General features: G+C 47.4%; 18 protein-coding genes and 1 tRNA gene. 13 read left to right on the plus strand and 6 right to left on the minus strand.

Annotated features, from left to right (window positions below):
* The first annotated feature begins 314 nt into the window (after positions 1-314).
* The 5 genes from H6F73_RS08970 to H6F73_RS08990 all read left to right on the plus strand — a co-directional run bounded on the left by H6F73_RS08970 (position 315) and on the right by H6F73_RS08990 (position 11,994).
* The gene (locus H6F73_RS08970; protein ID WP_190758464.1) at positions 315-1,610 is read left to right on the plus strand and encodes a response regulator; all 1,296 of its coding nucleotides are present in this window, start codon (positions 315-317) and stop codon (positions 1,608-1,610) included.
* Between the two features lie 456 nt (positions 1,611-2,066).
* On the plus strand, positions 2,067-2,432 hold the full coding sequence (locus tag H6F73_RS08975; protein WP_190668756.1) for a response regulator: 366 nt from the start codon (positions 2,067-2,069) through the stop codon (positions 2,430-2,432).
* A gap of 93 nt (positions 2,433-2,525) precedes the next feature.
* On the plus strand, positions 2,526-3,056 hold the full coding sequence (locus H6F73_RS08980) for a chemotaxis protein CheW (protein WP_147685507.1): 531 nt from the start codon (positions 2,526-2,528) through the stop codon (positions 3,054-3,056).
* 101 nt (positions 3,057-3,157) lie between these two features.
* Positions 3,158-6,358 carry a HAMP domain-containing methyl-accepting chemotaxis protein gene (locus tag H6F73_RS08985; protein WP_190758465.1) on the plus strand — a complete coding sequence of 1,067 codons (3,201 nt, stop codon included), beginning with the start codon at positions 3,158-3,160 and terminating at the stop codon, positions 6,356-6,358.
* Positions 6,359-6,759: 401 nt separating this feature from the next.
* Positions 6,760-11,994: a response regulator gene (locus tag H6F73_RS08990; RefSeq protein WP_190758466.1), complete on the plus strand. Its 5,235-nt coding sequence runs from the start codon at positions 6,760-6,762 to the stop codon at positions 11,992-11,994.
* Between the two features lie 107 nt (positions 11,995-12,101).
* On the opposite strand, the gene H6F73_RS08995 is transcribed toward H6F73_RS08990, so the two are convergent.
* A complete protein-coding gene (locus H6F73_RS08995; protein WP_190758467.1) occupies positions 12,102-14,711 on the minus strand; it encodes a phospholipid carrier-dependent glycosyltransferase in 2,610 nt (869 codons plus the stop codon).
* Positions 14,712-14,891: 180 nt separating this feature from the next.
* On the opposite strand from H6F73_RS08995, the gene H6F73_RS09000 reads away from it, so the two are divergent.
* Both H6F73_RS09000 and H6F73_RS09005 read left to right on the plus strand, forming a co-directional pair.
* Complete coding sequence (locus tag H6F73_RS09000; RefSeq protein WP_190758468.1) at positions 14,892-15,341, plus strand: PPC domain-containing protein; 450 nt, start codon at positions 14,892-14,894, stop codon at positions 15,339-15,341.
* Positions 15,342-15,435: 94 nt separating this feature from the next.
* A tRNA-Phe gene (locus tag H6F73_RS09005) sits at positions 15,436-15,508 on the plus strand.
* A gap of 262 nt (positions 15,509-15,770) precedes the next feature.
* On the opposite strand, the gene H6F73_RS09010 is transcribed toward H6F73_RS09005, so the two are convergent.
* The 3 genes from H6F73_RS09010 to H6F73_RS09020 form a co-directional block, all read right to left on the minus strand.
* The gene (locus H6F73_RS09010; protein ID WP_190758469.1) at positions 15,771-16,160 is read right to left on the minus strand and encodes an STAS domain-containing protein; all 390 of its coding nucleotides are present in this window, start codon (positions 16,158-16,160) and stop codon (positions 15,771-15,773) included.
* An 82-nt stretch (positions 16,161-16,242) separates the two neighbouring features.
* Complete coding sequence (locus tag H6F73_RS09015; protein ID WP_190758470.1) at positions 16,243-16,413, minus strand: hypothetical protein; 171 nt, start codon at positions 16,411-16,413, stop codon at positions 16,243-16,245.
* Between the two features lie 247 nt (positions 16,414-16,660).
* Positions 16,661-16,876: a hypothetical protein gene (locus H6F73_RS09020; protein WP_190758471.1), complete on the minus strand. Its 216-nt coding sequence runs from the start codon at positions 16,874-16,876 to the stop codon at positions 16,661-16,663.
* A 409-nt stretch (positions 16,877-17,285) separates the two neighbouring features.
* Between H6F73_RS09020 and H6F73_RS09025 the strand changes: the two genes are divergently transcribed.
* From H6F73_RS09025 to H6F73_RS09045, 5 genes are all read left to right on the plus strand, one after another.
* Positions 17,286-18,107 carry a MotA/TolQ/ExbB proton channel family protein gene (locus H6F73_RS09025; protein ID WP_190758490.1) on the plus strand — a complete coding sequence of 274 codons (822 nt, stop codon included), beginning with the start codon at positions 17,286-17,288 and terminating at the stop codon, positions 18,105-18,107.
* A gap of 96 nt (positions 18,108-18,203) precedes the next feature.
* Positions 18,204-18,818, plus strand: a complete 615-nt coding sequence (locus H6F73_RS09030) for a biopolymer transporter ExbD (protein ID WP_190758472.1) — start codon at positions 18,204-18,206, stop codon at positions 18,816-18,818.
* 260 nt (positions 18,819-19,078) lie between these two features.
* Complete coding sequence (locus tag H6F73_RS09035; protein ID WP_190758473.1) at positions 19,079-20,398, plus strand: methyltransferase domain-containing protein; 1,320 nt, start codon at positions 19,079-19,081, stop codon at positions 20,396-20,398.
* A gap of 216 nt (positions 20,399-20,614) precedes the next feature.
* Complete coding sequence (locus H6F73_RS09040; protein WP_190758474.1) at positions 20,615-21,145, plus strand: type IV pilin-like G/H family protein; 531 nt, start codon at positions 20,615-20,617, stop codon at positions 21,143-21,145.
* A gap of 135 nt (positions 21,146-21,280) precedes the next feature.
* Positions 21,281-23,503: an O-linked N-acetylglucosamine transferase, SPINDLY family protein gene (locus H6F73_RS09045; RefSeq protein WP_190758475.1), complete on the plus strand. Its 2,223-nt coding sequence runs from the start codon at positions 21,281-21,283 to the stop codon at positions 23,501-23,503.
* A gap of 36 nt (positions 23,504-23,539) precedes the next feature.
* Here H6F73_RS09045 and H6F73_RS09050 read toward each other — a convergent pair whose 3' ends face one another.
* The gene (locus tag H6F73_RS09050) at positions 23,540-24,538 is read right to left on the minus strand and encodes an FkbM family methyltransferase (protein WP_190758476.1); all 999 of its coding nucleotides are present in this window, start codon (positions 24,536-24,538) and stop codon (positions 23,540-23,542) included.
* A gap of 125 nt (positions 24,539-24,663) precedes the next feature.
* On the opposite strand from H6F73_RS09050, the gene H6F73_RS09055 reads away from it, so the two are divergent.
* On the plus strand, positions 24,664-25,209 hold the full coding sequence (locus H6F73_RS09055) for a methyltransferase domain-containing protein (RefSeq protein ID WP_190758477.1): 546 nt from the start codon (positions 24,664-24,666) through the stop codon (positions 25,207-25,209).
* Positions 25,210-25,435: 226 nt separating this feature from the next.
* Here H6F73_RS09055 and H6F73_RS09060 read toward each other — a convergent pair whose 3' ends face one another.
* Entirely contained in the window at positions 25,436-25,624 is a 189-nt protein-coding gene (locus tag H6F73_RS09060) for a hypothetical protein (protein WP_190758478.1), read from the minus strand.
* Between the last annotated feature and the right edge of the window lie 312 nt (positions 25,625-25,936).

The raw sequence follows: 25,936 nt of genomic DNA on the forward strand, positions 1-25,936 counted from the left end.
CAAGCGCGTTTCAGCTTGTCGGTCGTTACTCCTCTCTGGCCGACATAGTTTATTGTACCAGCCTAGCCGTTACGGTTAGCGGGGTGCCAGAGGTGCTCTTTCGAGCCGGCAATGTTTTAGCAAACAGCCACCATTGCTAGGCTCAAAGCTTGGAAATCTAGTATAAGCCCAGTTCGTTGCTGATTTCGCCGTCCGCTTGCTGGCAAGATTTCCCGGATAGGCATTAATGTGGGAATCTAAAAGACAGCCGGCTCGACCGATTATTGACAAATTCCAACGTATTTAAACGGTTTAAAGGAGAGCCTTTTAAGGGCATGCAGGGAAATTTGACTGAAATCGATATCCGCAGCATCTTACAACTCATTGAGTTGGGGCAGCGAACCGGCGAATTGTTTGTAGAAGCTTACAATAGTTCACCGGGCGGCATCGCCATTGCCCAACGCGATCCCCACAAAACCCGTGATTTTAGGGAGCAATCCTGGTTTGTCTTTTTCTTTAATGGTCAAATTATTTATGCCGGCGCGGATAGCTACAGCAATTTATCCCGTCTCCGCGACTATCTGCGACGCTACAAGGTAGACACCGCTCTGGATAATCTCAAAGTTCCCTCCATTGCCTCCACCAACGCACCGGAATATGGCTACCTCTGGGCACTCTTAGAAAACCGCGTCCTGAGTCCTGCCCAAGGGCGTAGCATCATTCAAAGCATGGTACATGAAACCTTGTTTGATCTGCTGAGCCTTCATCACGGTTCCTTTATCTTTGAGATGGGTCCTGCTTTGGCACCACAACTGACAACTTTAGAGATTGGATCTTTGGTGACAAAAATTATGAAGCGGGTGCAAGAGTGGAAGCAGTTTCACCCCCATATTCAATCACCCAATCAATGCCCGATCATTTCAGATGCCAAAAAGCTTTCTCAAGCGCTACCAGAAATTACCTTCAACACCCTTAATCGGTGGGCAGATGGGCAAACTACGATTCGTCAACTCGCTCGCTACTTAAATCGAGATGTTTTAACCGTGGCGCGTGCCATCTATCCTTATGTACAACAAGGATTAGTGCAGCTATCTTATCCCGCCTCAGAAGTGAGTGGTGCCTATAAGTGGGACTGGCAAGCCAGCCAGCCGGCAAAAGTGCCCCGCATTGTTTGTATTGATGACGAAGTTGCCGTCCGCAAATCAGTTGAATACATCCTCAGCCAGCGCGGTTACGAAGCCACCGGCATCAGCAATCCCCTCAAAGCACTGAGTCTAGTCTTTCAGCTCAAACCTGACTTGATTTTGTGTGATATTACGATGCCAGAACTTGATGGCTACGAAATTTCTGCCATGCTCCGCCGCTCCACCGCCTTCCGCCAAACCCCTATAGTCATGCTCACCGGCTTAGACGGGTTCATCGACCGAGTCAAAGCGCGAATGGTCGGCGCAACAGATTACCTTAGCAAACCCTTTGGGGAAAGCGAACTATTGACATTAGTAGAAAAATATGTTGGACTCGGCTATCCAGAGCATCCCGAACCGGAAAGATTACTTCAAGAAGTGCTCGAAGCAGAACTCGACCTTGATGCGCCCGAATCCTTTTCGACTCCCTCAGCACCGTTAAGTTAAAACCGGCAGCCATAAAAGCCTGCTTATTCTGTAAACTATCCTTAGCCACAGACAAACGTATCAAAGTTGCCCTAACTTTCCTGTATTGTCTTAGGGGAATCTTTTGACGCGATTGCCTTCAGGAGCATCGCCCCGATTATCTCTCGCCATCTCTAGCCCTTCGCCCTGTCTTAGGGTGCCAGAAGCGGCCAAAAACCGTACGCAAGTGAACCGGAAAGCGAGTGGAACCCTTGGGATATCGTCCCAGAATACTTCTTTAAGGTGTAAATATAATATTATAGTATCCATTTCTCCAGTGGCGATGTCCAAAACTGCCCAACTCAGAAGTCTCTAGCACCGATGAGTCGTGGTTTACACCTCTTTTGCCTCCACTAATCAGACTTCAAACAAGGAGAACAAAGGCATAGAGGGGATCTTTCCCGTTAATATTATGAGCCAGCAACCAGGTAGGAAGTTATGAGTACAGTTCTAGTTGTGGAAGACAGCGTTACGCAACGGGAGATGATCTCAAACCTCCTGAAAGGGAGTGGATTGACCGTTAATGTAGCCAGTGATGGCGTAGAAGCCTTAGAGCGAATACAAGATAATTGCCCAGATTTAGTCGTACTGGATATAGTCATGCCTCGGATGAATGGCTACGAAGTTTGCCGTCGGCTCAAAGCCGATCCGAAAACCCAAAACGTGCCGGTGGTCATGTGTTCTTCAAAAGGAGAAGAATTTGATCGCTACTGGGGAATGAAACAAGGAGCAGATGCCTACATCGCCAAACCCTTTCAACCCACAGAATTGGTAGGAACCGTCAAGCAATTGTTAAGAGGCTAGCAATAGGGTTAGAAAACAAAAACGTCTTCCCCTAGCCACTAACCCCTAAAATCACAACAGGATGCAGCCAGCAATCAAAAGGTAAAGAGACAAATGGTGGGGAATCCGGATTTTTTACCCGGCATCGGGCCAGATCAAGCGCCAGAATTTCAGGAACTAGACAGTCCTGAAGGTGAATTGCACCTGCGGTTTTTCGTTCCTGCCGGCACCGAATTTGCCTTGCCGGCTAAAGGCATCCGCGAAGTCATTTCCCCTTCACCAGACCGAATAACTCCCGTTCCCAATGTATCTTCCTTACTTTTAGGAACCTTGAACGTGCGGGGAAGAGTGATCTGGGTCGCCGATCTCGGTCAGTTTTTAGGAGATGCGACACCCTTAAATACTGATCGACCTGAACTGCCGGTGATTGCGGTAGAAGACCAAGACACTATACTAGGGTTAGCTGTTGACCGGATCGTGGGAATGGAATGGCTAGATGTGGCTCAGTTGCAGCGGAGAACAAACGCACCAGATAGTATGGAGCCATTTCTGGATGGTGAGTGGGTGTTGAACGCCGAGGGGGATCAGTTTCTCCGACTGCTAGATCAGGTCAAAATTCTTCGCTCCGCCCGGTGGGCAACATAAAGAATTTTAGATTTTAGAGCAGCATAAAGAATTTAGATTTTAGATTTGAGCAAAACATAAAATCTAAAATCAAAACTCCAAAATTGGGCAGGGGGAGACCAATGGCATCAAGTACGGACTACGCGCAGGATTACGAACGGGCACAATCCGCCTATATGCAGGGCAATTATGATGAAGCCGCTGCAATTCTAGAACGATTAAGTCAGGAGCGTCCTGACGATTTCAGTGTGCGTCTGCTACGGGGCAACATCTACTGCTATGTGCTCCATCAGTATGAAATTGCTCAGCAAGAATATGAATGGGTTCTGCGTCTGACGTCCGAGCCAGAGTTCGTGGAGTTAGCCCAAAATGGTCTGGCTGATGCTCATCAATTTAGCAACGCTGGCGGCGGTGCCGGCATGGAAGATCCTCCAGACGAAGACCTCTACGCCAACGGGCAGCACTACTTAGTCGATGACTCTGGCGCATTAGAAGAGTCTAACGCTCAGGCATGGCAAGATATCGAAGAACTCTCTCAAGATAATAATTTCGACCTAGCCGACTTAGACCTCAATGGTCTCAACGATTTGGCTGAAGAACCGGCAATTTCTCACCAAAATGCTAATCCGTTTGGCAACTCAACAGAGGCTGCTTATTCGCCGCAACAGCCACAGTCCCACGATTCAGACTCAGGCATTGGCGATCCGTTTGTAATCGATCCTAGCTTGCTGGCCGACTACCAAGAATCAAGCTGGAACGACCAAGATTTGGGAGCCGATCTGCCTGATTTTTTAAGCACAGATGAAATGCCGGATCTAGAAGTTAGGGAAGACGCCGACGCTCAAGCGCTGGCTTCCCCCTTCGGAGACACTGGCAGTGAACAAGCATTTGGCACCCCTTTCGGAGAAAGCGACGGCAATCATGAAGTGTTCGCATCCCCGTTTGGGGATACGGGCAGCGAAGAAGCATTTGCCGCGCCTTTTGGAGCAAGCGACGAAGAAGCGTTTGCCGCGCCTTTTAGAGAAAGCGACGAAGAAGCATTTGCCACGCCTTTTGGAGAAAGCGACGAAGAAGCATTTGCTACCCCCTTCGCAGACACAGATGACTTCGACGCAGCCGGCCTGTCCGCCCAACTGGATGCCTTTGAAGAAGCCTTAGACCCCCTCGATTGGCAGCTTGGAAACAGCACCGCTCCTCAAACTAACGGGTTTGGGGACGAGAACGAGTATGGCGAAGACGTTACGGAAGCGTTCAGTAATCAGCACAAAAACATCTCAGGAAATCGGTTCACCGGCAACGATCCAGACGCAGAAGATGCCACCCTACTAATGAGGGGCGAAGCATTAGAGGCAGCAGCCGACGACTACCGATTTGACGACTCAAGCTTGGATGAGCCAGACACCGGCACCTACGCAGGTAATCATAGTTACCCCAGGAGCCAGCAGAACTTTACCCGATCCGAGCGATCCGAAAAGAACGGCTATAACTCCCAAGGCAGCTATGAGTTTGACGCCTTTGACGATGATGTGTTTGCTCAAGATGCCGCATTCGGGGTTCAAGATTTCAACAGCCCGCCGGCATCGGCATCAGGGGGGCTAAATCAGCACGGCGGCATTGACTACTTAGATGAATTTGATGAGTTTGATGATATCGGCAGCGAGATCCCAGACTTTGACCTGTCGGAAGATTCCACCGGAGCTACCAGCCCTTCAGGTGGTTATGGGTTTGGATCATCAACAGGCAGTTCCAACCGGCTAGGCAGCAGAAATTCAGGCTTCAGCAGCGATTTAACCGATGGCTCGCTGATCCGCGACGATGAAATTTTCAGCATTGCCGGCACCAGCGAACCCGTCCCCACCTTCGCCCATGCCGATGCCGGCGGGGCCGAGCCAACCGTCACCCAAGAGCAAGGCTGGCTAGCCCCGTTTGAAAATGCCCCGCTGGCCACCAAACAGATGTGGACGGCTTTAATTACCGGCGCTGTGGCAGCCATTGCCGCTGCCGCCGTCAGCTACACCACAGCCATCTATCCCATCCCCCAACTGAAAAATGCCGCAATGGCAGCCGGAGCCGGACTAGCCGGCGGTTTGACGGCACTAGGATTCGGCCAGCTCACCACCCGCCAAATCAAACGAGCCACCGACGATCTGCAAGCTCAATTTGATGCCGTCTCTCAAGGCAATCTCAGCGCCCGTGCCACCGTCTACGCAGAAGATGAATTTGGCCAGATGGCGACCAAATTTAACCACATGGCCCGCGTCATCTTCACCACCACCTCTGAGGCGCAGCGCAAAGCCGAAGAACAAGAGCAAGCCAAAGAAGACTTGCAGCGCCAAGTGATTCGGCTGCTGGACGACGTAGAAGGGGCAGCGCGGGGCGACTTAACCGTACAAGCAGAAGTGACTGCAGACGTGCTAGGAGCCGTTGCCGACTCGTTTAACCTGACCATTCAAAACCTGCGGGAAATTGTGCTCCAGGTGAAACTGGCGGCGCGACAAGTAACAAAAGGATCTGCTGATAGTGAGTCGTTCGCTCGCAGTTTGTCTTCAGACGCCTTGCGGCAAGCGGAAGAATTGGCAGCAACCCTCAACTCTGTGCAAGTCATGACCGATGCCATTCAACGGGTGGCCGAAAGTGCGCGAGAAGCTGAGGAAGTGGCCCGAACTGCTTCAACCACCGCGCTTAAAGGTGGGGAAGCCGTAGAACAAACGGTGGCTGGGATTCTGGAAATTCGAGAAACCGTAGCAGAAACAACTCGAAAAGTCAAGCGACTGGCAGAATCGTCTCAAGAAATTTCCAAGATTGTGGCCCTGATTTCCACGATTGCCTCCCGCACAAACTTGCTAGCACTCAACGCCAGTATTGAAGCAGCGCGAGCCGGTGAGGCCGGCAGAGGGTTTGCCATCGTTGCCGATGAAGTGCGGCAGTTGGCAGATCGTTCCGCAAAAGCGCTCAAGGAAATCGAGCAAATCGTGATGCAGATCCAGAGCGAAACCGGCTCGGTGATGACTGCAATGGAAGAAGGCACTCAGCAGGTGATCGAAGGCACCCGACTGGCAGAACAAGCCAAACGGGCGCTGGAAGATATCATCCAAATCTCGAATCGCATCGACGTGCTAGTGCGCTCGATTACAGCCGATACCGTAGAGCAAACAGAAACTTCACGAGCCGTGGCCCAAGTGATGCAAGCAGTCGAGCTGACAGCCCAGGAAACTTCTCAAGAAGCCCAGCGGGTGTCCGGAGCACTGCAAAATCTGGTGGGTGTGGCCCGTGACCTTCTAACTTCTGTGGAGCGCTTCCGTGTTGATCCCACAGAGCGCTGAGAATATAGCACCGGCTATGGGAAACAGGCTTCAGGGGTAGCCATTTAATCGTTAAGCTACTAACGAGAAGAAGGAAAGAGCCAGCGAAACTATCCGTGTCTGAGGCATTCACTGCGACGCTGCCGGCAAGCCAACCAAAACAACCTACCCTTGTGAGAGCTTTCAGAGAATCCCACCCGAAAATTCGGGAAAATTCTCTTATTTTCCGATTTTTGACCCAAAACAAAGGTTTGCCGGCTCAAAGGCGAGGCGGCACAAGGGCGGCTTTGATATGAAATATTGATAAGTTGGGTACATTTGTATGTAAATTCGTTAGATTTTAGAATTGAAGTGTCAAGTGTGAAGCTGCAACTGTCACCCTTAACCCTTCCTCTTTCATCCTTCTGAAGTGGGACACTTTTATGCTGCCAGAACAACAACAGCGAATCATGCAGTATTTTATTGAGGAGGCTAAAGACCACCTCAATACCATTGAACAAGGTTTGTTGAATCTGCAAAGCACGATTGAAGACTCCGAACAGGTGAATGAAGTCTTCAGGGCAGCCCACTCAGTGAAGGGAGGGGCAGGGATGCTGGGAATTAGCAGCATTGAGGAAACCTCTCACCGCTTAGAAGATTGTTTTAAGCTGCTGAAAGAGTGTCCCGTTGAAGTTGATCAAAAACTGGAAAGTCTGTTTTTGCGGGTATTTGACGCCCTGAAAGAGCTTGTAGAGCAGCTGTCAGCCACTCCCGACGGTCTGGCAGAAGAAGTCGCTGAAGCAATTATGTCTGGCGTAGAGCCAGTATTTATCGAGCTGACGGCTCACCTGGGAGGGCTGGTAAGTCACTCTGGTTTAATTGTACCGGGTGCAGCCAAAAGCGCCCCAGCAGCAGCAAAAGTCGCGGCAAAAGTGCCGGCAGTCGCACCCAAAGAGACAAAAGCAGGCAAGCAAAAGTCTGGAGAACTTCAGGAAGAAAGTGCTCTGCAACTAATTTTTCAAAGCGATGTACCGGCATATCTGCGGGAAATGTTGCAGCTGTTTAAACAGCCCGATGGACAGCAAAGTCGGCAAAAGCTTCAAGATATCTGTCGCAGCTTAGTCCGAGCCGGTGAGCAATTTGACCTGCGAAACTGGAGCGAATTGCTAGAATGTGCTTCCAAAGCGATCTCCAACCCTAATATTACCTACAGCACACTGGCACCGCTCGTCATCAAGGAAATTAAACAGGCGCAAGAATTAGTTTTAGCCGGCCTAGGCGCTGAAATTGCCGTTAGTTCCAAACTGAAAGCGCTGCAACCGGCCCAAAAGGCACAACCCGCACCGGCAGAACGGGCAGTTGCAGGAGCAGGCAGCCGCAGCAGCAGTCACGTCGCTTCGGGCACAGGCATGAGCGGCTCGAACAAATCTCAAGCCGGTAAAGCTAAAAGTCCCAGCACTGCCCACGGCGGGGCAATCGTACCGGGTGAGGAAGGAGAAGATTTTACCCGTCAAAGCTCAATCGTCAATCGCTACACCCCAGCCAACGAAGCCCCTGTCGGCAAACGCGCCGGTCACACAGGGCCAGAAGTAGGTATGGCAGAACTCAATAGCCTAGCCGATCTCTTTGAAGGCGAATCACCAGAATTGGATAGCAATTGGGAACCCGAAGAAGTTAACGAACCCAGCGCGCGCGAGAAAACAGATAATTTTGTTCGAGAAGCTTCAGCCAATATTTCCTCCGATTTACTGGCTAGCGATTTTTCAGACCTTCTATTTGAAGAAGACGGCAAAAATGAGCCTGCAGAGGAAGTTAATACCGTGGATGAACTGAACAGTTTATTTGGAGACGCATTACTGGATGATGACAGCTGGGGGGCGGCAGCAGGCGAAGGGGAAAATTTGTTCGACAACTCATCTGAGGAACTGGTAGAAGAGGGATTAACCTTTGACTTCAACAGCTTCGACGATGCCCCACAAACAGGCGCAGCCGAACACGCACACGGTAGCCTGTTAGACGCTACCGGCGATTTTGAAAGTTTAAACTTAGAAGGCAATGACAGCGACTTGAGTGCGTTCAGCGAGACAAATAATCTCGAAGAACTCTTTGCCGGTTTAAATGAGAAAGACCCTATGTTTGCCGATTCACCCTCTCAATCTAAAACATCAGGCTCCGCTGAAAGTAACCTGGAGGCGCTCTTTGAAGACAGTGAGGCGTTAGATTTCTCTCCTCAACCGCCCAGCCTCAGTATTCAACCCACTGCCTCAGCAAGCCAAACACAAGCAGCGCAAGAGTGGAATGAGTTGTGGGACACCGGCGAGGCAGCTAGCCCTGACACCGCCGAGCCAAGTTGGGATCACAACGGCAGTGGCGACAATCTAGAGTTTGAGAGTCTGTTTGAGGAAGAAGACGCCCCCAAAGCGGCTCCTGCGCCCGCCAATGCGGCAGCAACTCAGGATGACTTAAGCGATTTGCTAGCCATCACTGAGCCTCAGGACGTCCAAACAACGTCGGCAGCAGAAGAAATTTCATTAGATGTTTTCTCAGATACAACCACAGACAACTTAGGTGAGTGGGAGCATTTGGATTTAGATGGCCTTCATCCAAGTCCGCAAGGCTCTAAGGATAGAAACAGCGAAAATTTAGATGCCTTGTTTGGGGATTCGGATCTAGAGCCAAATCCAGAAGCCGAACTTGATTGGGATGCGGAGACAAATTTAGAGGATTTATTGGGTCTAGAAACAGTTGCAGACACGAACTGGTTCGACACAGAAACAGATACTGAGGAAGTGCCAGCAATACCGGCTATCCGACAGACAGCAAATGAGGTGTCTTTCGCCCAACCGGCAGAGGAAACGCTGAATTTTGACGGCGATCTGGCAGATTTGTTTGAGCTAGCAGATGAAGAACCGCAAGAAACGCTAGGGACTGCCGGCTCAGACAATAGTCTGGACTTTGGCGAGATGGATTTGTTTGGTGGAGAACCTGACGCCTCGACACCAGAAACCGGCTTAGATTCCTCATTCGCTGAGGAGTGGGATCTGTTTGAAGGTGCGGATTTAGATTTGGACTTACTCTCAACTGAAGCAGAGGAAACCCTTTCAATGTCTGGGGATCTGAACGCCTTATTTGGTTCTGAGCCGGCCTCAGAAACCGAACTCCCCGACTTCTCAAGCAATTGGTTAAATTCAGAAGTTGCCTCAGAAGAAGAACCTCTGACGTTTGAGGATTTAACGGTTGCAGCCGCCGCCGATGACTCAGAAAACTTGTTTGACGGGCTTGAGGACAGCAGCGATGAGATAGACAATTTCGACTTTGACGACAGCCTACTCGATACGACAGAAGCCGAGAACTTTGAACAGTCCCTAGAGCAAGTAGAACCTGTCATACAAGCTGCTTCGCTCACCCTAGATACTGGCGGTGCCTTTGATGATTTAGAAGCGCTGTTAGAGGAAAAACCTACAGCCTTTATGGTCGAAGGAGCGCCATCAGCAGTATTTTCTGAGCTAGAAAACTTTCTCAACCCGCCTGCCGCCCCAGCACCCGTCCAGAAGCCGGTTGCAGCCCCGCCACAGCTAGAGCCGATGGCCAAGCCAGCCCAGCAAGAAAGCGAATTTGCAGATTTAGAAGAACTGCTGTCGCTGTCTGAAATGACAATGCCCGGTGGCAGGGCAGCAGCAAAAGCCTCACCAGGGCCGATCTCGCCCAAAATGCGTCCCAAGGCATTTGCCGAGCAAACGATGCGGGTGCCAATCAAGCAACTCGATAACCTCAGCAACTTGGTTGGGGAACTGGTGGTCAACCGTAACAGCTTAGAGCAAGACCAAGAACGGTTGCGCCAGTTCCTCGATAACTTGCTGCATCAAGTGCAGCAGCTGAGTGATGTGGGTCAGCGGATGCAGGATCTCTATGAGCGATCCCTGCTGGAAATTTCCTTGCTGAGCAGCCGGCAACACTATCAGTCATCGCGCAATAACCCTGCACGAGACGTTCACCTAAGTGGTGCAAGCTTTGACGCGCTGGAAATGGATCGCTTCACCGGCTTCCACACCCAATCCCAAGAAATTATCGAGTTGATCGTGCGAGTTCGGGAATCAGCGGCAGACATCGAATTCCTTGTGGATGAAACCGAGCAAGTCACCCGGCAGTTGCGGCAGGTAACAACCCAATTGCAAGAAGGTCTGACTCGCTCCCGAATGGTGCCTTTCTCGTCTCTGGAACGGGTGTTTCCTCTGGCGCGTGCTGTGCGTGACAAAGCGATTGAACACGGCAAGCAGGCGGAAATCCGGCTAGAGGGCCGGGACACGATGCTTGACAAGCTGATTCTGGAACACTTGTCCGATCCGTTGAAACACCTGATTAATAATGCGATTGCTCACGGGATCGAGATGCCAGAGGTGCGGCAAAGGTTAGGCAAGCCGGCAGTAGGTCGGATCACCATTCGTGCGTTCCACCAAGGCAACCAAACCGTGATTTCCTTCTCCGATGACGGCGCGGGGATTGATACAGAACGGGTGAAAATGAAGGCGGCAGAAAAGGGGCTAATTAAGCAGAGTGACGTGCAAACCATGTCTCGCCTAGATGTGTACGAGCTGCTGTATCACCCTGGTTTTAGTACGATGGATCAGGCGAATATGACGGCTGGGCGGGGCGTCGGGATGGATGTCATCCGCAACGACTTGAGTGAAATCCGAGGCGTAATTACAACAGACTCCACGCCAGGGAAAGGAACCACTTTCACGATTCGCTTGCCGTTAACGCTGAGTATTTCTAAGGCGCTGTGCTGTATTAGTGATCGCGCTCGCATTGCCTTCCCAATGGACGGGGTGGAAGATATGCTGGATGTGCCCAGAGATCGGGTTCAAACGGCTGCCGATGGCCAGACTTGTATTCCCTGGCGTGATTCCATGCTGCCGTTCCGACACCTGCGCGAGTTGTTGGCATATAACCGGCATCTCGGTCGGGGTAGCGTGTATGGTTCTAACGCCGAAGATGACGTGATTTCAGTGGTGGTACTGCGAAGTGCCGGCAACTATCTGGCCCTGCAAGTGGATCAGGTATTGGGCGAACAGGAAATTGTAATCAAGCAGCTAGAAGGGCCGGTGCCCAAGCCGATTGGCGTTGCCGGTGCGACGGTCATGGGGGATGGCCGGATCGTTGCAATTGCCGACGTTTTAGAGCTAATTGACCTGGCAGCCGGTCGCTTGAGAAAAGAAAGCGGTGGGGCGCTGTGGGATGAAGCTACTCATACACCGGCAGAACTGCCGCCAGAGAAGACTGAACCAACCGTTCTGATCGTCGATGACTCAATCACCGTGCGAGAACTGCTCTCGATGACCTTTAATAAGGCCGGCTACCGGGTAGAACAAGCCCGTGACGGTCAGGAAGCCTGGGAAAAACTGCGTTCCGGCCTGCCCTGCGATATCGTCTTCTGCGACATTGAAATGCCTCGGATGGACGGTTTGGAACTACTTTCCCGGATGCAGAAAGACCCGATTCTCACCGATCTCCCGATTGCGATGCTCACCTCTCGCGGCGCTGACCGGCACCGGCAAATGGCAGTCCAATTAGGGGCGCGAGGTTACTTCACCAAGCCTTATCTAGAAGAAGCGCTACTAGAAGCGGCGAACCGGATGCTCAAAGGCGAAGTCCTCGTAATCACTAAGGCTGAAGCGTAATCAATCGTAAAGGGCTAATTGCTAATTTTTCATTCCGATTGGCAATTAGCCCTTTACTATAAAATTGTGTAAAAGTCAATAAAACACGTATTGGTGGAGATGCGCCTTTACTTTAAATTCCTTAGGGTTTGCACATCCCCCCAGAATTGCACCAGATTCCCCTGCATTAACGCCGCTACAGCTCTGAGAGCCTTAATTTCTGGCAAGTTCGGGTTAATCTTAAACGCCGGCTCTAGCGCCTTCTCAGCAGCTTTAGGATGCAGATCATACAAATGCAAAAACGCCAGATACGCATAACCATAGGGATTTTGCGAATCCAACCGCACAACCTGTTCCAGTGCCGAAATAGCGCCCTTGGCGTCCCGCTGTAATACCCTTGCTAGCGCCAATGCATAGGCGTAACCGCGTTTTGGCCCTTCCTGAGTAAGCCGGTGCTCCATTGCCAATTCAGTTTGAACGGTATAATCCTGAATTGGGTCATACTGGTTAATTCGCCCGATCTCCTCAAAAACATGGGTGAGAGCATCTGAACCTTGGGGCAGAGAAATTGCTAAAATTCGCAACTGCGTGATTAAATCTAATTCCGGTGCCGGCACTTGTTTTGCTGCAGTCTCAATTTTTATGGAAATATCGGGCACTTTTATCGGATAACTTTCTCCAGTCTGCCGGTTTAGATAAGTTGCTTTTAAGGTATAAATTCCCCTGGCATTGGGAGGCGGCAGCATTGCCATGCGTTCAATGACTTGAAATTCTTTTTTCGATAGGTTTGCCGGCATTCCTTTATGCAAGCTGCCGGTGCCAATCCCATGATCATGTAACCATTGTTGTGATACGGGAATTTGGGTAGTTGGAATTAAGAAATTAGCCGATTTTTGGGGATTACTTTGCCAAGTAAGCAAGACTAAACCGGCTTGCAATTGATCCCAAGAACCTAACCATTCATAAGTTACCGGCATCGGCACCCCAGGAGGTGCTTGATCGGGAACGGTGACTCGTTCTAGCTGGACTCGATTTGGGTTTTTGGCGTTTGAATTAGCCGAAATTAGGCGATTAGGAGATTGGGTTAGTTTCTCTGTTCCCTGTATCTCAACAGCCGGCACTCGCCGATGGTAGAGTTTCAATCGGCTGCCGTCGGGTAATGGCCAAGACTTTTTTAATTGGAAATCCGCACTTTGCTCAACTGCTTTCACAATGGCAGCTTGAGCTTCTGTTGGAACTGAACCTTGATCGCCGGTTTTAGTAATGAACCAGGAAAGGGAACGTACATCCTGAGAGACTTGTTTTAAATTAACGCCCACCTGACGCGCATAAACCTGGAAGTTAGCGAGTGCTCCATAGTAGTTTAAATTGTGCTGGTTAATTGCCGGCGTTGAAGGCAAAACGCCTAAGTTTGAGTTTAAATAAGGTTGCGTTTGAATAATTTCAGCAATGACTTGCCGATGAGGCCATTCAGTCCCCAAATAAGCATAATGTTGAGCACGAGGACTCAAGAATTGAGTGAATTGACGACTGAGAAAACCCTCTGCCGGCCACAGATTTAACAACATTAATAAAATAGCAGTGCCGGCAGTGCCCCAACGAATGTATTTACCCCATCGACGCGGCCAAAGTGTTAAGCCATAAGCTAACAAGAGCGACAACACCGGCAGATAGGGCAAGACATATCGGGAATCTTTGTTAATATTCAGCGAACATAATAAATAAGCGCCGATCAGGAAGACTGCTAACCATTTGATTGCCGGCAGAAAGCGAGGGGGAGATGCTGCTTGATTGTTGAAAAGCGGTCGTATCCAATACAGAAGAAACCCGACTGCCGGCACTAACAGCAAAGGCCAAGAAACGATTTGGGGTAAGTCTTTCCAGTAAAATGCCCAAGCATCCAACGTGTTAAGTGCAGGATCTCCTTCCGCCATTGCTGAATCTAGCGTCGCGCGTTTACCACCCGTTAGAATTAGCAGCCAGTTTGTGCGATACCAAGGGCCACACACCAGCACCGACAGCATTAAAGACCAAGCTAGCTGAACCACGCCAATCCAATGCCGGCGGCGGATCGCGCTGATTGCTACCCACAACACCGGCACGAATAGGAAAAATAAAGATGTCTGTTTAACCAGCAATGCTAGACCGAAACAAATGCCAAATGCACTCACCCACAACCATTGAGTGAGGCGTAAATTCTTTCCTGTTACCCCTCTCTCCTTTTCCTGTTGAATTTTCCAAATTGTGAGGCAATAAAATGAGAGCGTAACCGCAGCCGTCAGGGGGTAATCTAGTAAAAAATCTAGGCGCACTAAATATAAACCAGGCAATAGCAAACACAATCCAGCGGCCCAAAGACCGATTTGCCGATTAAAAAGCCGAGTGCCTAAACCATAAACCGATCCCAACAAAATTGCGCTAAAGAGTAGATTAATCAGTGTGGCTTGATCGGAACCGGCACCAAAAAGATCAAGAAAACCTGCTGTAATGATGTAGGTCAGGGGAGGAACTTTCGATGAGATCATCCAAAAACTTGACCACCACTCACCATTCAACCAAAGAGGGTGCTGCAAAGCTTGCCAGTAAGTCAAACCGCCGGTTAAATATTCTGCCTGATCCCAAGCCGGCACTGACTTATCAAGGGCAAACCAGACGCGATCACTCAATGCACCAACCAGCCAAATTAACCCTAAAGCCGGTAAACCCCCAAACTTTTTACGTTCCCCGCTATCAACCACAAACTCAAACCTAACTATACTGACATCTCATCCGCGACAGAGCCTATAATCAAAGCTGCCTTAGATCCGCAGCAGTGAACCCCCGCCCAGAATAATTCATTTTCTGGAACCCTGCATCTTAAATATCTCGCTGCCGGCTAACCATTGCCTTCTCCCCCTCACCCACTCTTCTTTCCATCCATGACTCGTTTTTTTGTCCTCTCCTGTCGCTTCGTCTTCATTCCGCTCAGCTTGCTCGTTGTTGGCCTTAGTGCTGTGGGTGCGAAGGCCCAGAATAAGTTATATAACCCAATTACCTTACCGCCTAATAATCAAGTTTCAGATACGCTCTCAGAAAAAGATATCCCCACAGGTCAAGGTGGATTTGCAAGAGACTACATTGTGACGCTGACAGAGGGAGAACAGCTAGCAGTTGACTTGTCATCCGACAGTTTTGACGCAATTGTTTCCCTGCTAGCCGAAGATGGCTCAACCGTCGCAGAAAATGATGATGGCCCAGATGGCACCACCAACTCCCTGCTGTTTTCCCGCATTACCAAAGCCGGCACCTATATTATTCGGGTGCGAGCCTTTGGAGAAACCGGCATCGGAGCATTTAAGCTGAAAGTCACTCGCTTGCGGCCCATCTAAGGGGGTTTTCCCACCCTCAAAAACTTTTTTTTCAAAGGTACTTGCCAAAAACTCATCTGATTTGCTACTTTAATAAAGCACCAAAAAAACGGTTGCCGGAATAGCTCAGTTGGTAGAGCAGAGGACTGAAAATCCTCGTGTCCCCGGTTCAAGTCCGGGTTCTGGCATTCAAAATAAATTAAGTCTAAAGTTTTGTAACCTAGCGATTTGGATGTTGTCGGGTTGTCGCGTCTAGAACAACTGAGACAAGAAACCAATGAGCGTATCCCGCATCCAAGCGGTATCTCAAGCTCGGATGCGCGATAAAAAGCAAGCAGTTTTAGAAGGTTTCATGCCTCCTAAAATTGTAAATCTAGCAATCTTACTAAATAGGTTGTAATGGCTTGTGCAGGCAAGATGCCCGCAGGACACAAGCTTTTCACGAGTAGTTTATACTACAGGATCGCTTGTTTCTAATAGATAACCTGTGCTTGCAGTGCGATCTGCTGCAGCCTGATAGGTAGAGACATTACCAGCAACTTCATCTCCCTTGATTAGCGCCACAGCCTGCTTTAGGGCTTCCTTACGATCCATCAGCAAGTTCTGCGCTGGCAAAAGTTCCAAAATCTTTAAGTCTTGCAGCCTCCGCTTAATCTTGCCGGCAGCGCCCACAATAAATACGTGCCGGCCTTGATCGCAGGCATCCTTAATCGCATTCTCAATCGCCAGGGAAGAAGTCACCCCTAACAGCGGGACATCGCTCAAATCCAGAATCAACACTTCATAGTTTTTCACAACCGCTTGCTCACGGGAAATCGCCTTGGAAACTCCAAAAATCATCGGGCCGCTGAGGTAAAGTTGCTTAAGACAATGGCATCATCCGCGTCGGTAATTCTGTCATCGGGTCTGGTTGGCTCACAAATTAAAGTGGGAGTGCCGCCAAATAGCGCCGCAAAAAAGCCGACAATCGCGCCAGCACCAGAAGCAACACCAGTTGAATACGGGAAAAGGTCACAGCGAGATTGAGGAACAACTCTCGTCTCGGTTCCAATTGAATCTTTGTCAGTTGTGAAAAACCTTGAACTGTATTCATAGAATTTAACCTATGAAATTTACATTTTAATAGCATTTAATCTATGAATAAAAAAATTCTACATCTGGGAAAACACGAATGTATACTACTTGTTAATAAAAATTTCCAATGATCTGCCAAGCTTTGACTGATGGAGTTAGGCTTGCAAATCTTAATTTGCAATGAGGTGGCAAACTTGGGCTGAGAGAGTGAAGCTATCGACACAAACAGAACACTCGCGCCCTGCTTAGAGCCTTAAGCAGCCAATCTAATCCAATAGACTTGCTGCGTAGATTGATTGGGGACACGCCCTGAGGCTGCGGATACTCCCTTCAGATAAAGCAGCCAGCAATCGTGTCGGTGCTGGAACTTCTGATTGAGGACAATTTGGCACAGGATGAATGTAAAGGGTTTCTGGAACCGCAAATGTGATGCCGGCAAGACAAAAGCAGTTGATGACACCAAAACACAAATCCTGTGTCATAACCCGTATTTATCAATCCCTTGAAAAAAAATTATTTCCGGTTTACCCTCATTGAGTCTCGATTTGAGAAATTTTCCGCCAGACTTCTGTAACCGATGCCTCCAAGGGTGCCGGTGGATCAGCCGGTGAGATGGTGAGGTCAACCTCCGAGGCGGGGTCGCTGACGCTGTAAATTGCCGGTTATCAAGGCAATTACAGCAAATAAAGGTTGATCGCCCCTCGCTGACAGATTCTCCAAAATTTAGGTTACCGGCTTGTAAGGGGTTTATAAATCTCTAAAATTAAAATGCCTAGGGATTTGTTATAGACAGCCTGTAAAACAGAACTTGGGGCGAGGAACGTAAGGAGGAAAGCAAAGACCGTGAATCTAGAATTAGTCAAAGAACTATTTGCAAAGGGCGGCCCAGCCATGTGGCCGTTGCTGGCTCTGTCTATCCTGTCTGTTGCGACGATCATCGAGCGGCTGTGGTTCTGGGCTAACATTGCGCTCAAAGAAAGGGCGATCGTGAATCGAGTGCTAGAGGCGGCTCGTTATGATTGGGGAGTTGCCAACGAAATTGCCAGACAAGCAAACCGACAGCCAATTGGGCGGTTTCTTTATGCACCCTTGCGTCTGCTACAGCCCGATCCAGAAGTGTTTCGGCTGGCACTGGAGTCGGCTGCAGACGATGAATTGGCTTCCATGCGACGCGGAGATAAAGTCTTAGAAGCTGTGATTGCCTTAGCGCCTCTTTTAGGATTGCTGGGGACAGTTTTAGGCTTAATTAACTCGCTCGGTTCAATTCGCCTAGGCGATCTGGGAACGTCTTCAACGGCAGGAGTGACTTTAGGGATTGGGGAAGCGTTGATCACAACGGCGACTGGCCTAGTCATAGCGATTACCAGTTTGGCATTTTACCGTGTGTTTCAGGCGTTTTTGTTTCAGCAAGTTAAGATTTTCCGCAAAGCTGGCAATGAGTTAGAGTTGCTTTACCGGCAGTTCTGGCCCCAATCGCACAATCACCGTTATCCGGTTGACAGTAGTGTGGCTGCACGTCCCCCAGAAGCATTTGCCGAAAATTCGACCCGCGATAAAGGAGCAGTTAAATATAGTGCCCCTCCAGTGGAGCCAACTCCATTAGAAGAGGCGAGCCGGTTGAACAAAGCGATTGAACAAACAACCCCCCCAGAGGAGCAAACTCCCTTAAAAGACTCTAAGGCGTCTGAATCTCCAGATTTGGGCAGCGTCTAGGCATTAAGCTGCTGGACAATCTGCCGGTATCGTTTCTCAATTACGATCTTTCTCTAGCAAATTTTCCCAACCCCGATTGCACCCAACATCTGTGCTATGAAGATTAACTTGGATTCTCCCACTGAAGAGGCTCGGATTGAAATCGTTCCTTTGATTGATGTCATTTTTTGTATCTTGACATTTTTCATTCTTGCTGCCTTGCAACTAACCCGTCAGCAAGCGATTACGGTTGATTTACCGAAAGCGAGCACCGGCCAACCGCAGATCCGTAAAATGTTAATCGTTGGTCTCGATCCGTTCGGTCAAACCTACATCGACCAACGGCGGGTGAATCCAAATCAGCTTTCTCAAGAGCTGCTAACCTATAGCACCAACAATCCGGAGGGGTTGATGGTGCTATATGCTTCTAAGGAAGCCAAATACAACAATGTGGTGCAGGTGTTGGATCAAATGCGAGAAGTGGGGGGCAGTCGCGTTGCCTTAGCCACTCTGCCCGGTTCCGAGACTGATGCGCCCAATCCAAATCTTTTAACGCCGGTTAATCCTACAATTCCAGGCTTGAGTCCGTCTCCTAACGTCACGCCATCGGTTCCTTTAAGTCCCTTAGGCACGCCGGCACCTGGGACAACTTTTAATCCAAATCAATTGCAGTTGCCTGGAGTGCCGGCACCTGGGGATGCCGGTGATCTGAATCCGGCTCCCCAGAATTAGGAATCATGCGGATTGGGTCAAAAATGCAATAACTTTTCACTATTCTCATGAAGAATTTTGAGGTGCTTTGAGGGTTATTGACGCACAAAACTTTTATAGTTCACACACAGTTAAATTTCGGGAAGTTGCGAGCCTTCTATCGCAAACATATATCTACTAAGCATTTAATCAATTTTATTAAATGCTCGTCTTTTCTTAGTTGGTAGCTCAGATCAATTAGGGTAAATAATCCCACCTACAGGGATAAGGAAATATTTACAATGGACAAGCAAGCATCGGATGAAGTGAGGCAGAAAATTCGTCAGCAATTTGACACCGCTCCTTATCCTAGAAAGCCTCTAGAAGCATCTCCTAAGGATGAGCTTAACTTTCTTTTTACTCATAATTTAGTCACTCCTTACTATTTAAGAAATCAAAAAATTATAAAAACCGAGGGAAAAGTTATTTTAGATGCCGGGTGCGGAAGTGGCTACAAAGCCTTAGCTTTAGCTGAGGCCAACCCCGGAGCTAAAATTGTGGGAATTGACCTGTCAGAAGAATCCGTTAAACTAGCCCAGCAGCGATTGGAGTATCACGGATTTGAGAATACAGAATTTTATGCAATCTCTATAGAAGAATTGCCGACTTTAAATTTAAAGTTCGATTATATAAATTGCGACGAAGTTCTTTATCTACTGCCAAATCCAGCTTTAGGATTACAGGCGATGAAGTCTGTCCTAAAACCAGAAGGAATTATTCGGGCCAATCTGCACAGTATTCTACAGCGTGTTTACTATCTTCGCGCTCAGAAAGTTTTCAAAATAATGGGATTAATGGAGGAAAACCCTAGAGAAGATGAGATTGAAGCAGCGGTACAAACGATGAGGGCTTTGAAAAATGAAGTGCTTCTTAAGGTTAGAACTTGGTTTGATAAGGCAGACGAACAGTGGATATTAATGAATTATTTATTTCAAGGCGATAAAGGTTTTACGATACCTGAGATGTTCTCTGCTTTGAAGACTGCTAATTTAGAGTTTATCAGTATGGTGAATTGGCGGCGTTGGGAATTGCTGGATCTGTTTAACCCAGATGATTTGCCGGCCTTTTTAGCAATGAGCTTGCCAGAAATTCCTGTGGAAGAGCAGCTGCATTTGTTTGAATTGTTAAATCCAGTCCACCGGCTGCTTGATTTCTGGTGTGGTCATCCCAACCAGGCAGAACCCTGTGTCCCCGTTGCCGGTTGGCAGTATTCTGACTGGGAAAAAGCTGTTGTGCACCTACATCCTCAGCTCAAAACGGCTGAGATTGAGCAAGGGCTGCTGGAGTGCATCACGAACCACACGTCATTCACGATCAGCAGTTATATCCCGTTGCCCACCACAACTCCTATCCTGTTGGAGAGCAGTATAGCGGCTTGTCTGCTGCCATTGTGGGAGCGAGCGCTGCCGGTGATGTCCTTGGTAGCGCACTGGCTGAACATCAGGCCGGTCGATCTGGTGACTTTGGAGCCGATGAGCCAGGAAACAGCCTTCGAGGAAGTTAAGGAACTTTTGATAAAGCTAGAAACCTTTGTATACGTGCTTTTGGAGCGTTCAGCTTGAATTTATCCCAAGAGAGTAAAGAAAAGTTTTAGCACAGTGATATGAAAACGAGAGAAAGTGGGTATTTTAGATAAATTGTGCATAAATTAGCTTGAAACTTCCCATAGCCTGTTATAAAAAATTTTCCTGGAGGGTGATATCAAACTGACGAAACGTGGGTAAGTTAACATCAGCAGATAAGAAACAAGCATCCCACCCCTCAAGGAGAAGCCACTCATGAAGACAGAATTTAAAGCCAAGTTCCTGCAACACCTTAACCAAAAGAAACAGGACAAAGGTTTCACACTAATTGAACTGCTGGTCGTTGTTATCATCATTGGTATTCTAGCTGCTATCGCCTTGCCTTCACTGCTAAGCCAAACCAACAAAGCCAAACAAGCTGAAGCTAGACAGAACGTCGGTGCGATGAACCGCTCTCAACAAGCCTACTATCTGGAAAGACAAGGGTGGGCAACGAATATGGCAGACTTGGGCGTTGGTATTAAAAGTCAAACAGAAAACTTCCAATACACCATTGTTGGGACAAGTGGAGCTACTAATATCCAAAACCAGGCGTTTGCGGCTCCCCAAAAGAACAACTTAAAAGCTTATACAGGCGTAGTCTATACTACATCCGCTGCTACCACAGGAGGCACTAACGAAGCTCTTACCCAAGCACTGCTGTGTGAATCAGTAGCAACATCAACAAGTGCACTAGCCATCACTGGAACAGATTGTGGAACTCTCGGAAAAGATTTAGGCAAGTAAAGGCAGACTTTTTCCAATCAAGGGTTTTACCCTTCAAACCGTGTGCTTGTCAGGGGTAGCGTGGAACCACGCTACCCTTTGTATGATTGTATGTAGCTTGGTGAATCCTGTTTCCCAGAAAATCAGTTTTTTACAATGTCGGCAACTTTTTACCACGATTTGGAACAATGGCAGCAACTAGCTGAGCAGTATTGTATCCAAGGAAATTATATTCAGGCTGCTAGTTTATACGAGCAGGCCATTGAAGCTGAACCAGAAGTCAAGCTCCACTACTGGCATTTGGGCTTGATGTTGCTGCTCCAGGAGCAAGAACAGGAGGCTCACACCACTTGGCTGCTGGGAATGGTAGAGGGTGAACCAGAACAAATAGATGAGTGGACTGTAGAACTGGTTAAAGTCCTCGATAGAGAAGCTCAAAGACGGGAAGAGCAAGAAGAGTTTTCACAGGCTTGGTTAATCCGGCAGCATATCCGGGAACTTCAGCCTACTAATATTAATAACTTATTGTATTTAATTCAGCGCTCAATCCAGCTAGAGAAATTTACTGGGGATGATTTAGCAGATTGGGGAGCGATGAATCTGCTGAAAGCAGAGCCACCGGCAAATCTCCATCCTGAGTTATTACTGCAAACGCTAGAGAGTGTTTTAGAGGCCGCGCCGCTGCACCCTGCCTCATTGGAATTGGTAGAAGCTAGTCTGGCCTATGTGGAACAACCGCTGCATTTGCTTCAGGTATTGTTGCCAGCCGCTACGGAATGTGCCTATTCTCAAGGACGGCCTGGTGTGGCGGCCAGCTTAGCTGAACTGTATCTTCGAGTGGAGCCGGAGAATACAGAATTTCTACGTCATTTAGCAGCTTTTTATCAAAATGCCGGTCAGTATCAGAAGGGCATAGAAACTGCTCAATTATGCTATTCTCTGTTGACAGAATTGGCAGATAGGGTATTTGCCAATAACCTTATTTTGCGCGGATTACTAAGTGCCGGCGCGGCTTGGAAAGAAGCTTATTCTATCTTCCAACGACATCAGAAGTTGATGGCGGATTTAGTCAAAGAACAACCAACTACTCTCCGTCAAATTGAGATTTTAAGGCTTTTTACAACTTGTTTTTACGCTCCTTATTTGCAAGATGACCTTAAAGCCAATAAACAGCTTCAAACTTCAATGATGCGGCTTTGTCAAGCGAACATTGAAGTTTATGCCCGAGAACGAATAGAGCGATATCAAAAGGGCCATTTGAAGCGGAGATTGGAGCCTTCTGGCAAACCTTTAAAGATTGGTTACTTGTCGGCTTGCTTCAAGGAGCATTCTGTTGGCTGGCTAGCACGCGGTGTCTTTGAGCATCATAACCGGGAAGAGGTTAAAATTTATGCCTATTTTGTAAACTACAAGCGCCGATATAAACCTTTAGAAGAATGGTATATCAGTAAAACTTCTCAAGCTTTTTATTCTGTAAATAGTTGGGAAATTGCTGATAAAATTTTTGAAGATGAAATTGATATTTTGATTGAGCTTGATAGTATCACGCTCGATATGAGCTGCGAGGTCATGGCACTCAAACCCGCTCCGGTTCAGGTTACTTGGTTGGGCTGGGATGCTTCCGAAATTCCAACTATTGACTACTTTATTGCCGATCCCTATGTTTTACCAACGTCAGCTCAGGAGTATTACACAGAAAAAATTTGGCGATTGCCCCAAACTTATATAGCAGTCGATGGGTTTGAAATAGGTGTACCAACAGTAAGGCGGGAAGACTTCGAGATTCCTCAGGATGCAATTGTGTATTTCAGTGGTCAAACTGGCTATAAGCGCCACACCGAGACCGCTCGATTGCAAATGAGAATTATAAAAGAAGTACCCAATAGCTATTTACTAATTAAAGGGATAGCAGATCGAGAAGCGATCGAGAAATTGTTTATCCAGCTCGCAAAAGAAGAGGGAGTAGACAGGGATCAACTGCGATTTCTGCCGCTAGTTGGTTCAGAACTATTGCACCGGGCTAACCTAGGGATTGCTGATGTCGTGCTGGACACCTATCCTTATAACGGTGCTACAACCACGATGGAAACTCTTTGGATGGGAATTCCGATGGTGACGCGGGTGGGTGAGCAATTTGCTTCCCGTAATAGCTACACAATGATGATGAATGCTGGAATAACGGAAGGAATTGCTTGGACAGATGAAGAGTATGTACAATGGGGAATTCGCTTAGGTAAAGAACCTGCACTACGCCAACAAATCGCTTGGAAACTTTGGCAGTCCAGAAAAACTTCTCCGCTTTGGAACGCCAAGCAGTTTACTCGTGAGATGGAAAAAGCTTATGAGCAGATGTGGGAAAATTATCTGCAAGGTTATTAGAATTAATTTAGCAACAAGTTTTTTTGTTGAAAAAATTTAACGATTTTCTAATAAATCAGCAGCGTCGCCGCTAGCGTAATCCCGAATTCTTTGAATAATCGGGAATGAATTGAATCCCTGTTTTACCAGTTCTGGAAATTGTGATATGCCTTCAATGATATTATTAGCAAAATTGTATTGAGGATCGGTTCCATAATTTAGAGTCAGGTATTCCAAAATCTCCATTGTATAGTCGGGAAAACCCATCAGTTCAGCAATGCAAGCTAATTTTAAGATGTGTTCTGGTGTTTTAAAATTTGGGCTTATATTTTCTTGAATGAGATCGCGAAAGTAAATAGCATCTCCCCAAAGTATTTGACCGTTTCTAACTGTTGATATAATGGGTGAGCGAGCACGATAGCGAGAGGCCGCTGTCAAAGTAAATAGAGAAAAACCTTGCTCTCTCAGATAAGTATCGATATCAGCAAATAGAGGACTATCTACGTACAACGGAGAAAATAGAACTTCAACTTTAACTCCTAGAATACTGCGAGATAAAATTTCAGAAGCTCCTTGTAAAACCTGAAGATCTGCCCCTTGAACGTCCGTTTGAAGAAAATCAATTTCCTCAATTTTTTGAGCTTTGCAGAAATCATCTAAAGTTGTTGTTTCAATTTCTACCGTAAAATTGAGGTTCATGAATTCTGCAACTTCTGAGAACCTTGCTAAATAGGGTTCATTAGGTGGATAAAGCGAGCTGCACATAGGATCGTGCGTTACATATAACGTAGATTCTCCAACTGACTTCCAAAGTGCCAGAGGAATGTGTTTTTCATTCCAATTGATTTGTCGAGCCTCAAGTTCAGCATTGGCTTGATCACAAGCATCTGCATCTGCGTCAAAACCATAGATACTCAGTCGAGGGGCAAATAGATCCCAGCCTTGACTAGCAAAGTCATCTTGGTTTATTAGCTTACGAGAGCCTACATGACATAGCGCCATGTGAATTTGATCTAAATGCCCACTTTTCTTTAAACTCGAAACAAAAAGCGACATATCAGCAGCCTCTAACTTTAAAGGAGTAAAACGATAGATAAGTTGTCTTTGAAAGATTCAATTAAATGTGATTTTAATCTATATAATATATTATACAGGTATTTTTTGGTTAGCTTTTGACGAAAATGCAATCCCTTAAACTGCACATCGGTGGTCAAGAACCCCATCCGGACTGGAAAATTTTAGATATTGAGCCGCGTCCAGAAGTCGATTATATAGCAGATGCTGCTGACTTGAGTCAATTTGCAAGTAACTCTGTTGACGTTATTTATGCCAGTCATGTCTTAGAACATTTCTACTACGGCATTAATAATGAGCTTGGCAATACTTTAGGGGAATGGCATCGGGTTCTTAAACCTGGGGGAAGACTTTTAGTAAGTGTTCCTGATTTACAAACTTTATGTTGGTTGTATCTGCATCCAAATTTAACTGTTATAGAACGCCATCATCTAATGAGAATTATATTTGGCGGCCAAACCAATGAGTATGATGTCCATAAAATTGGTTTTGATGCTGGAACTTTAGCTTTATACCTTGCAGAAGCTGGCTTTGAAGAGTACGAGCAAGTTTCAGAGTTTAATCTATTTAATGATTGTAGTAGCTTACGAATTCTCGATACCTTAATAAGCTTGAATATCATTGCAACAAAGTCTAAGGAAAAAACTGAATAGAGAAGTTAAATTAAACAAAATAATATGTGGTAGCTTTTCCTTTGGTTTAATAGGACTTGACAACCCTTACGACAAAAGCACTACAACAAGACAGTAAACCAGACTCGATGAGTTTTAAGATGAGCATTTCGTAAAAAAAAATTAGTTTTTCAGAGTTGAGAATGAAAGAATCAGGCAAGCAATCACCAGTTGCATCTGGCAATGCCAAGATTTCTTTGTTTATCAATCATTTTCTCTGCAACCATTCAGTAGGCCAATCAGTAATATTCTCGCTGAGTTCGCTTTCATTAAAAGGCCAATTAAACTGCTCTAACAAAAACTTTGGGTGCTTCTCAGCAAACTTAGCCGCTGCTGCCGTCGGGTGATTCCAAATCCATTTTGGATGACCGGGAGGCACAGCATGGAATTCTTCCATAATCCCATTTGCTTCCACAATGTAACATCTGATAGTTAATAGATTGTGCTGACCTCCTACCTCTTCAAAAATTTCTGTTTACATTTTCTATACTCGCTGTTAACTCCATATAATTTTACCTCAACTTCAGTTTGACATAATTAAATCCCTACCCTGGCTGTTTAAGGCTCAGCCTCCGCTCGCTCTTCGCAGTAGTAATTAACGGGACTTAAACAAAAAGAGAGAGCAAATGAGAGTATAATAGCGACCCAGTAAGCCTCTCACGTTGAGTTCAGAGTCATGAAAGAGACAACGGACGCAGCCATGCCCCCT

The organism is Microcoleus sp. FACHB-68, assembly GCF_014695715.1.
Lineage (GTDB): Bacteria > Cyanobacteriota > Cyanobacteriia > Cyanobacteriales > Oscillatoriaceae > FACHB-68.

What these genes read in the sequence shown, in the direction of transcription:
- H6F73_RS08990 (WP_190758466.1), top strand. Translation starts at nt 6,760, where the DNA reads ATGCTGCCAGAACAACAACAGCGAATCATGCAGTATTTTATTGAGGAG.
- H6F73_RS09035 (WP_190758473.1), top strand. Translation starts at nt 19,079, where the DNA reads ATGGACAAGCAAGCATCGGATGAAGTGAGGCAGAAAATTCGTCAGCAA.
- H6F73_RS09040 (WP_190758474.1), top strand. Translation starts at nt 20,615, where the DNA reads ATGAAGACAGAATTTAAAGCCAAGTTCCTGCAACACCTTAACCAAAAG.
- H6F73_RS09060 (WP_190758478.1), bottom strand. Translation starts at nt 25,624, where the DNA reads ATGGAAGAATTCCATGCTGTGCCTCCCGGTCATCCAAAATGGATTTGG.
- H6F73_RS09025 (WP_190758490.1), top strand. Translation starts at nt 17,286, where the DNA reads ATGTGGCCGTTGCTGGCTCTGTCTATCCTGTCTGTTGCGACGATCATC.
- H6F73_RS09045 (WP_190758475.1), top strand. Translation starts at nt 21,281, where the DNA reads ATGTCGGCAACTTTTTACCACGATTTGGAACAATGGCAGCAACTAGCT.
- H6F73_RS09055 (WP_190758477.1), top strand. Translation starts at nt 24,664, where the DNA reads ATGCAATCCCTTAAACTGCACATCGGTGGTCAAGAACCCCATCCGGAC.
- H6F73_RS08970 (WP_190758464.1), top strand. Translation starts at nt 315, where the DNA reads ATGCAGGGAAATTTGACTGAAATCGATATCCGCAGCATCTTACAACTC.
- H6F73_RS09000 (WP_190758468.1), top strand. Translation starts at nt 14,892, where the DNA reads ATGACTCGTTTTTTTGTCCTCTCCTGTCGCTTCGTCTTCATTCCGCTC.
- H6F73_RS09050 (WP_190758476.1), bottom strand. Translation starts at nt 24,538, where the DNA reads ATGTCGCTTTTTGTTTCGAGTTTAAAGAAAAGTGGGCATTTAGATCAA.
- H6F73_RS09010 (WP_190758469.1), bottom strand. Translation starts at nt 16,160, where the DNA reads ATGATTTTTGGAGTTTCCAAGGCGATTTCCCGTGAGCAAGCGGTTGTG.
- H6F73_RS09020 (WP_190758471.1), bottom strand. Translation starts at nt 16,876, where the DNA reads ATGACACAGGATTTGTGTTTTGGTGTCATCAACTGCTTTTGTCTTGCC.
- H6F73_RS09015 (WP_190758470.1), bottom strand. Translation starts at nt 16,413, where the DNA reads ATGAATACAGTTCAAGGTTTTTCACAACTGACAAAGATTCAATTGGAA.
- H6F73_RS08975 (WP_190668756.1), top strand. Translation starts at nt 2,067, where the DNA reads ATGAGTACAGTTCTAGTTGTGGAAGACAGCGTTACGCAACGGGAGATG.
- H6F73_RS08980 (WP_147685507.1), top strand. Translation starts at nt 2,526, where the DNA reads ATGGTGGGGAATCCGGATTTTTTACCCGGCATCGGGCCAGATCAAGCG.
- H6F73_RS08985 (WP_190758465.1), top strand. Translation starts at nt 3,158, where the DNA reads ATGGCATCAAGTACGGACTACGCGCAGGATTACGAACGGGCACAATCC.
- H6F73_RS09030 (WP_190758472.1), top strand. Translation starts at nt 18,204, where the DNA reads ATGAAGATTAACTTGGATTCTCCCACTGAAGAGGCTCGGATTGAAATC.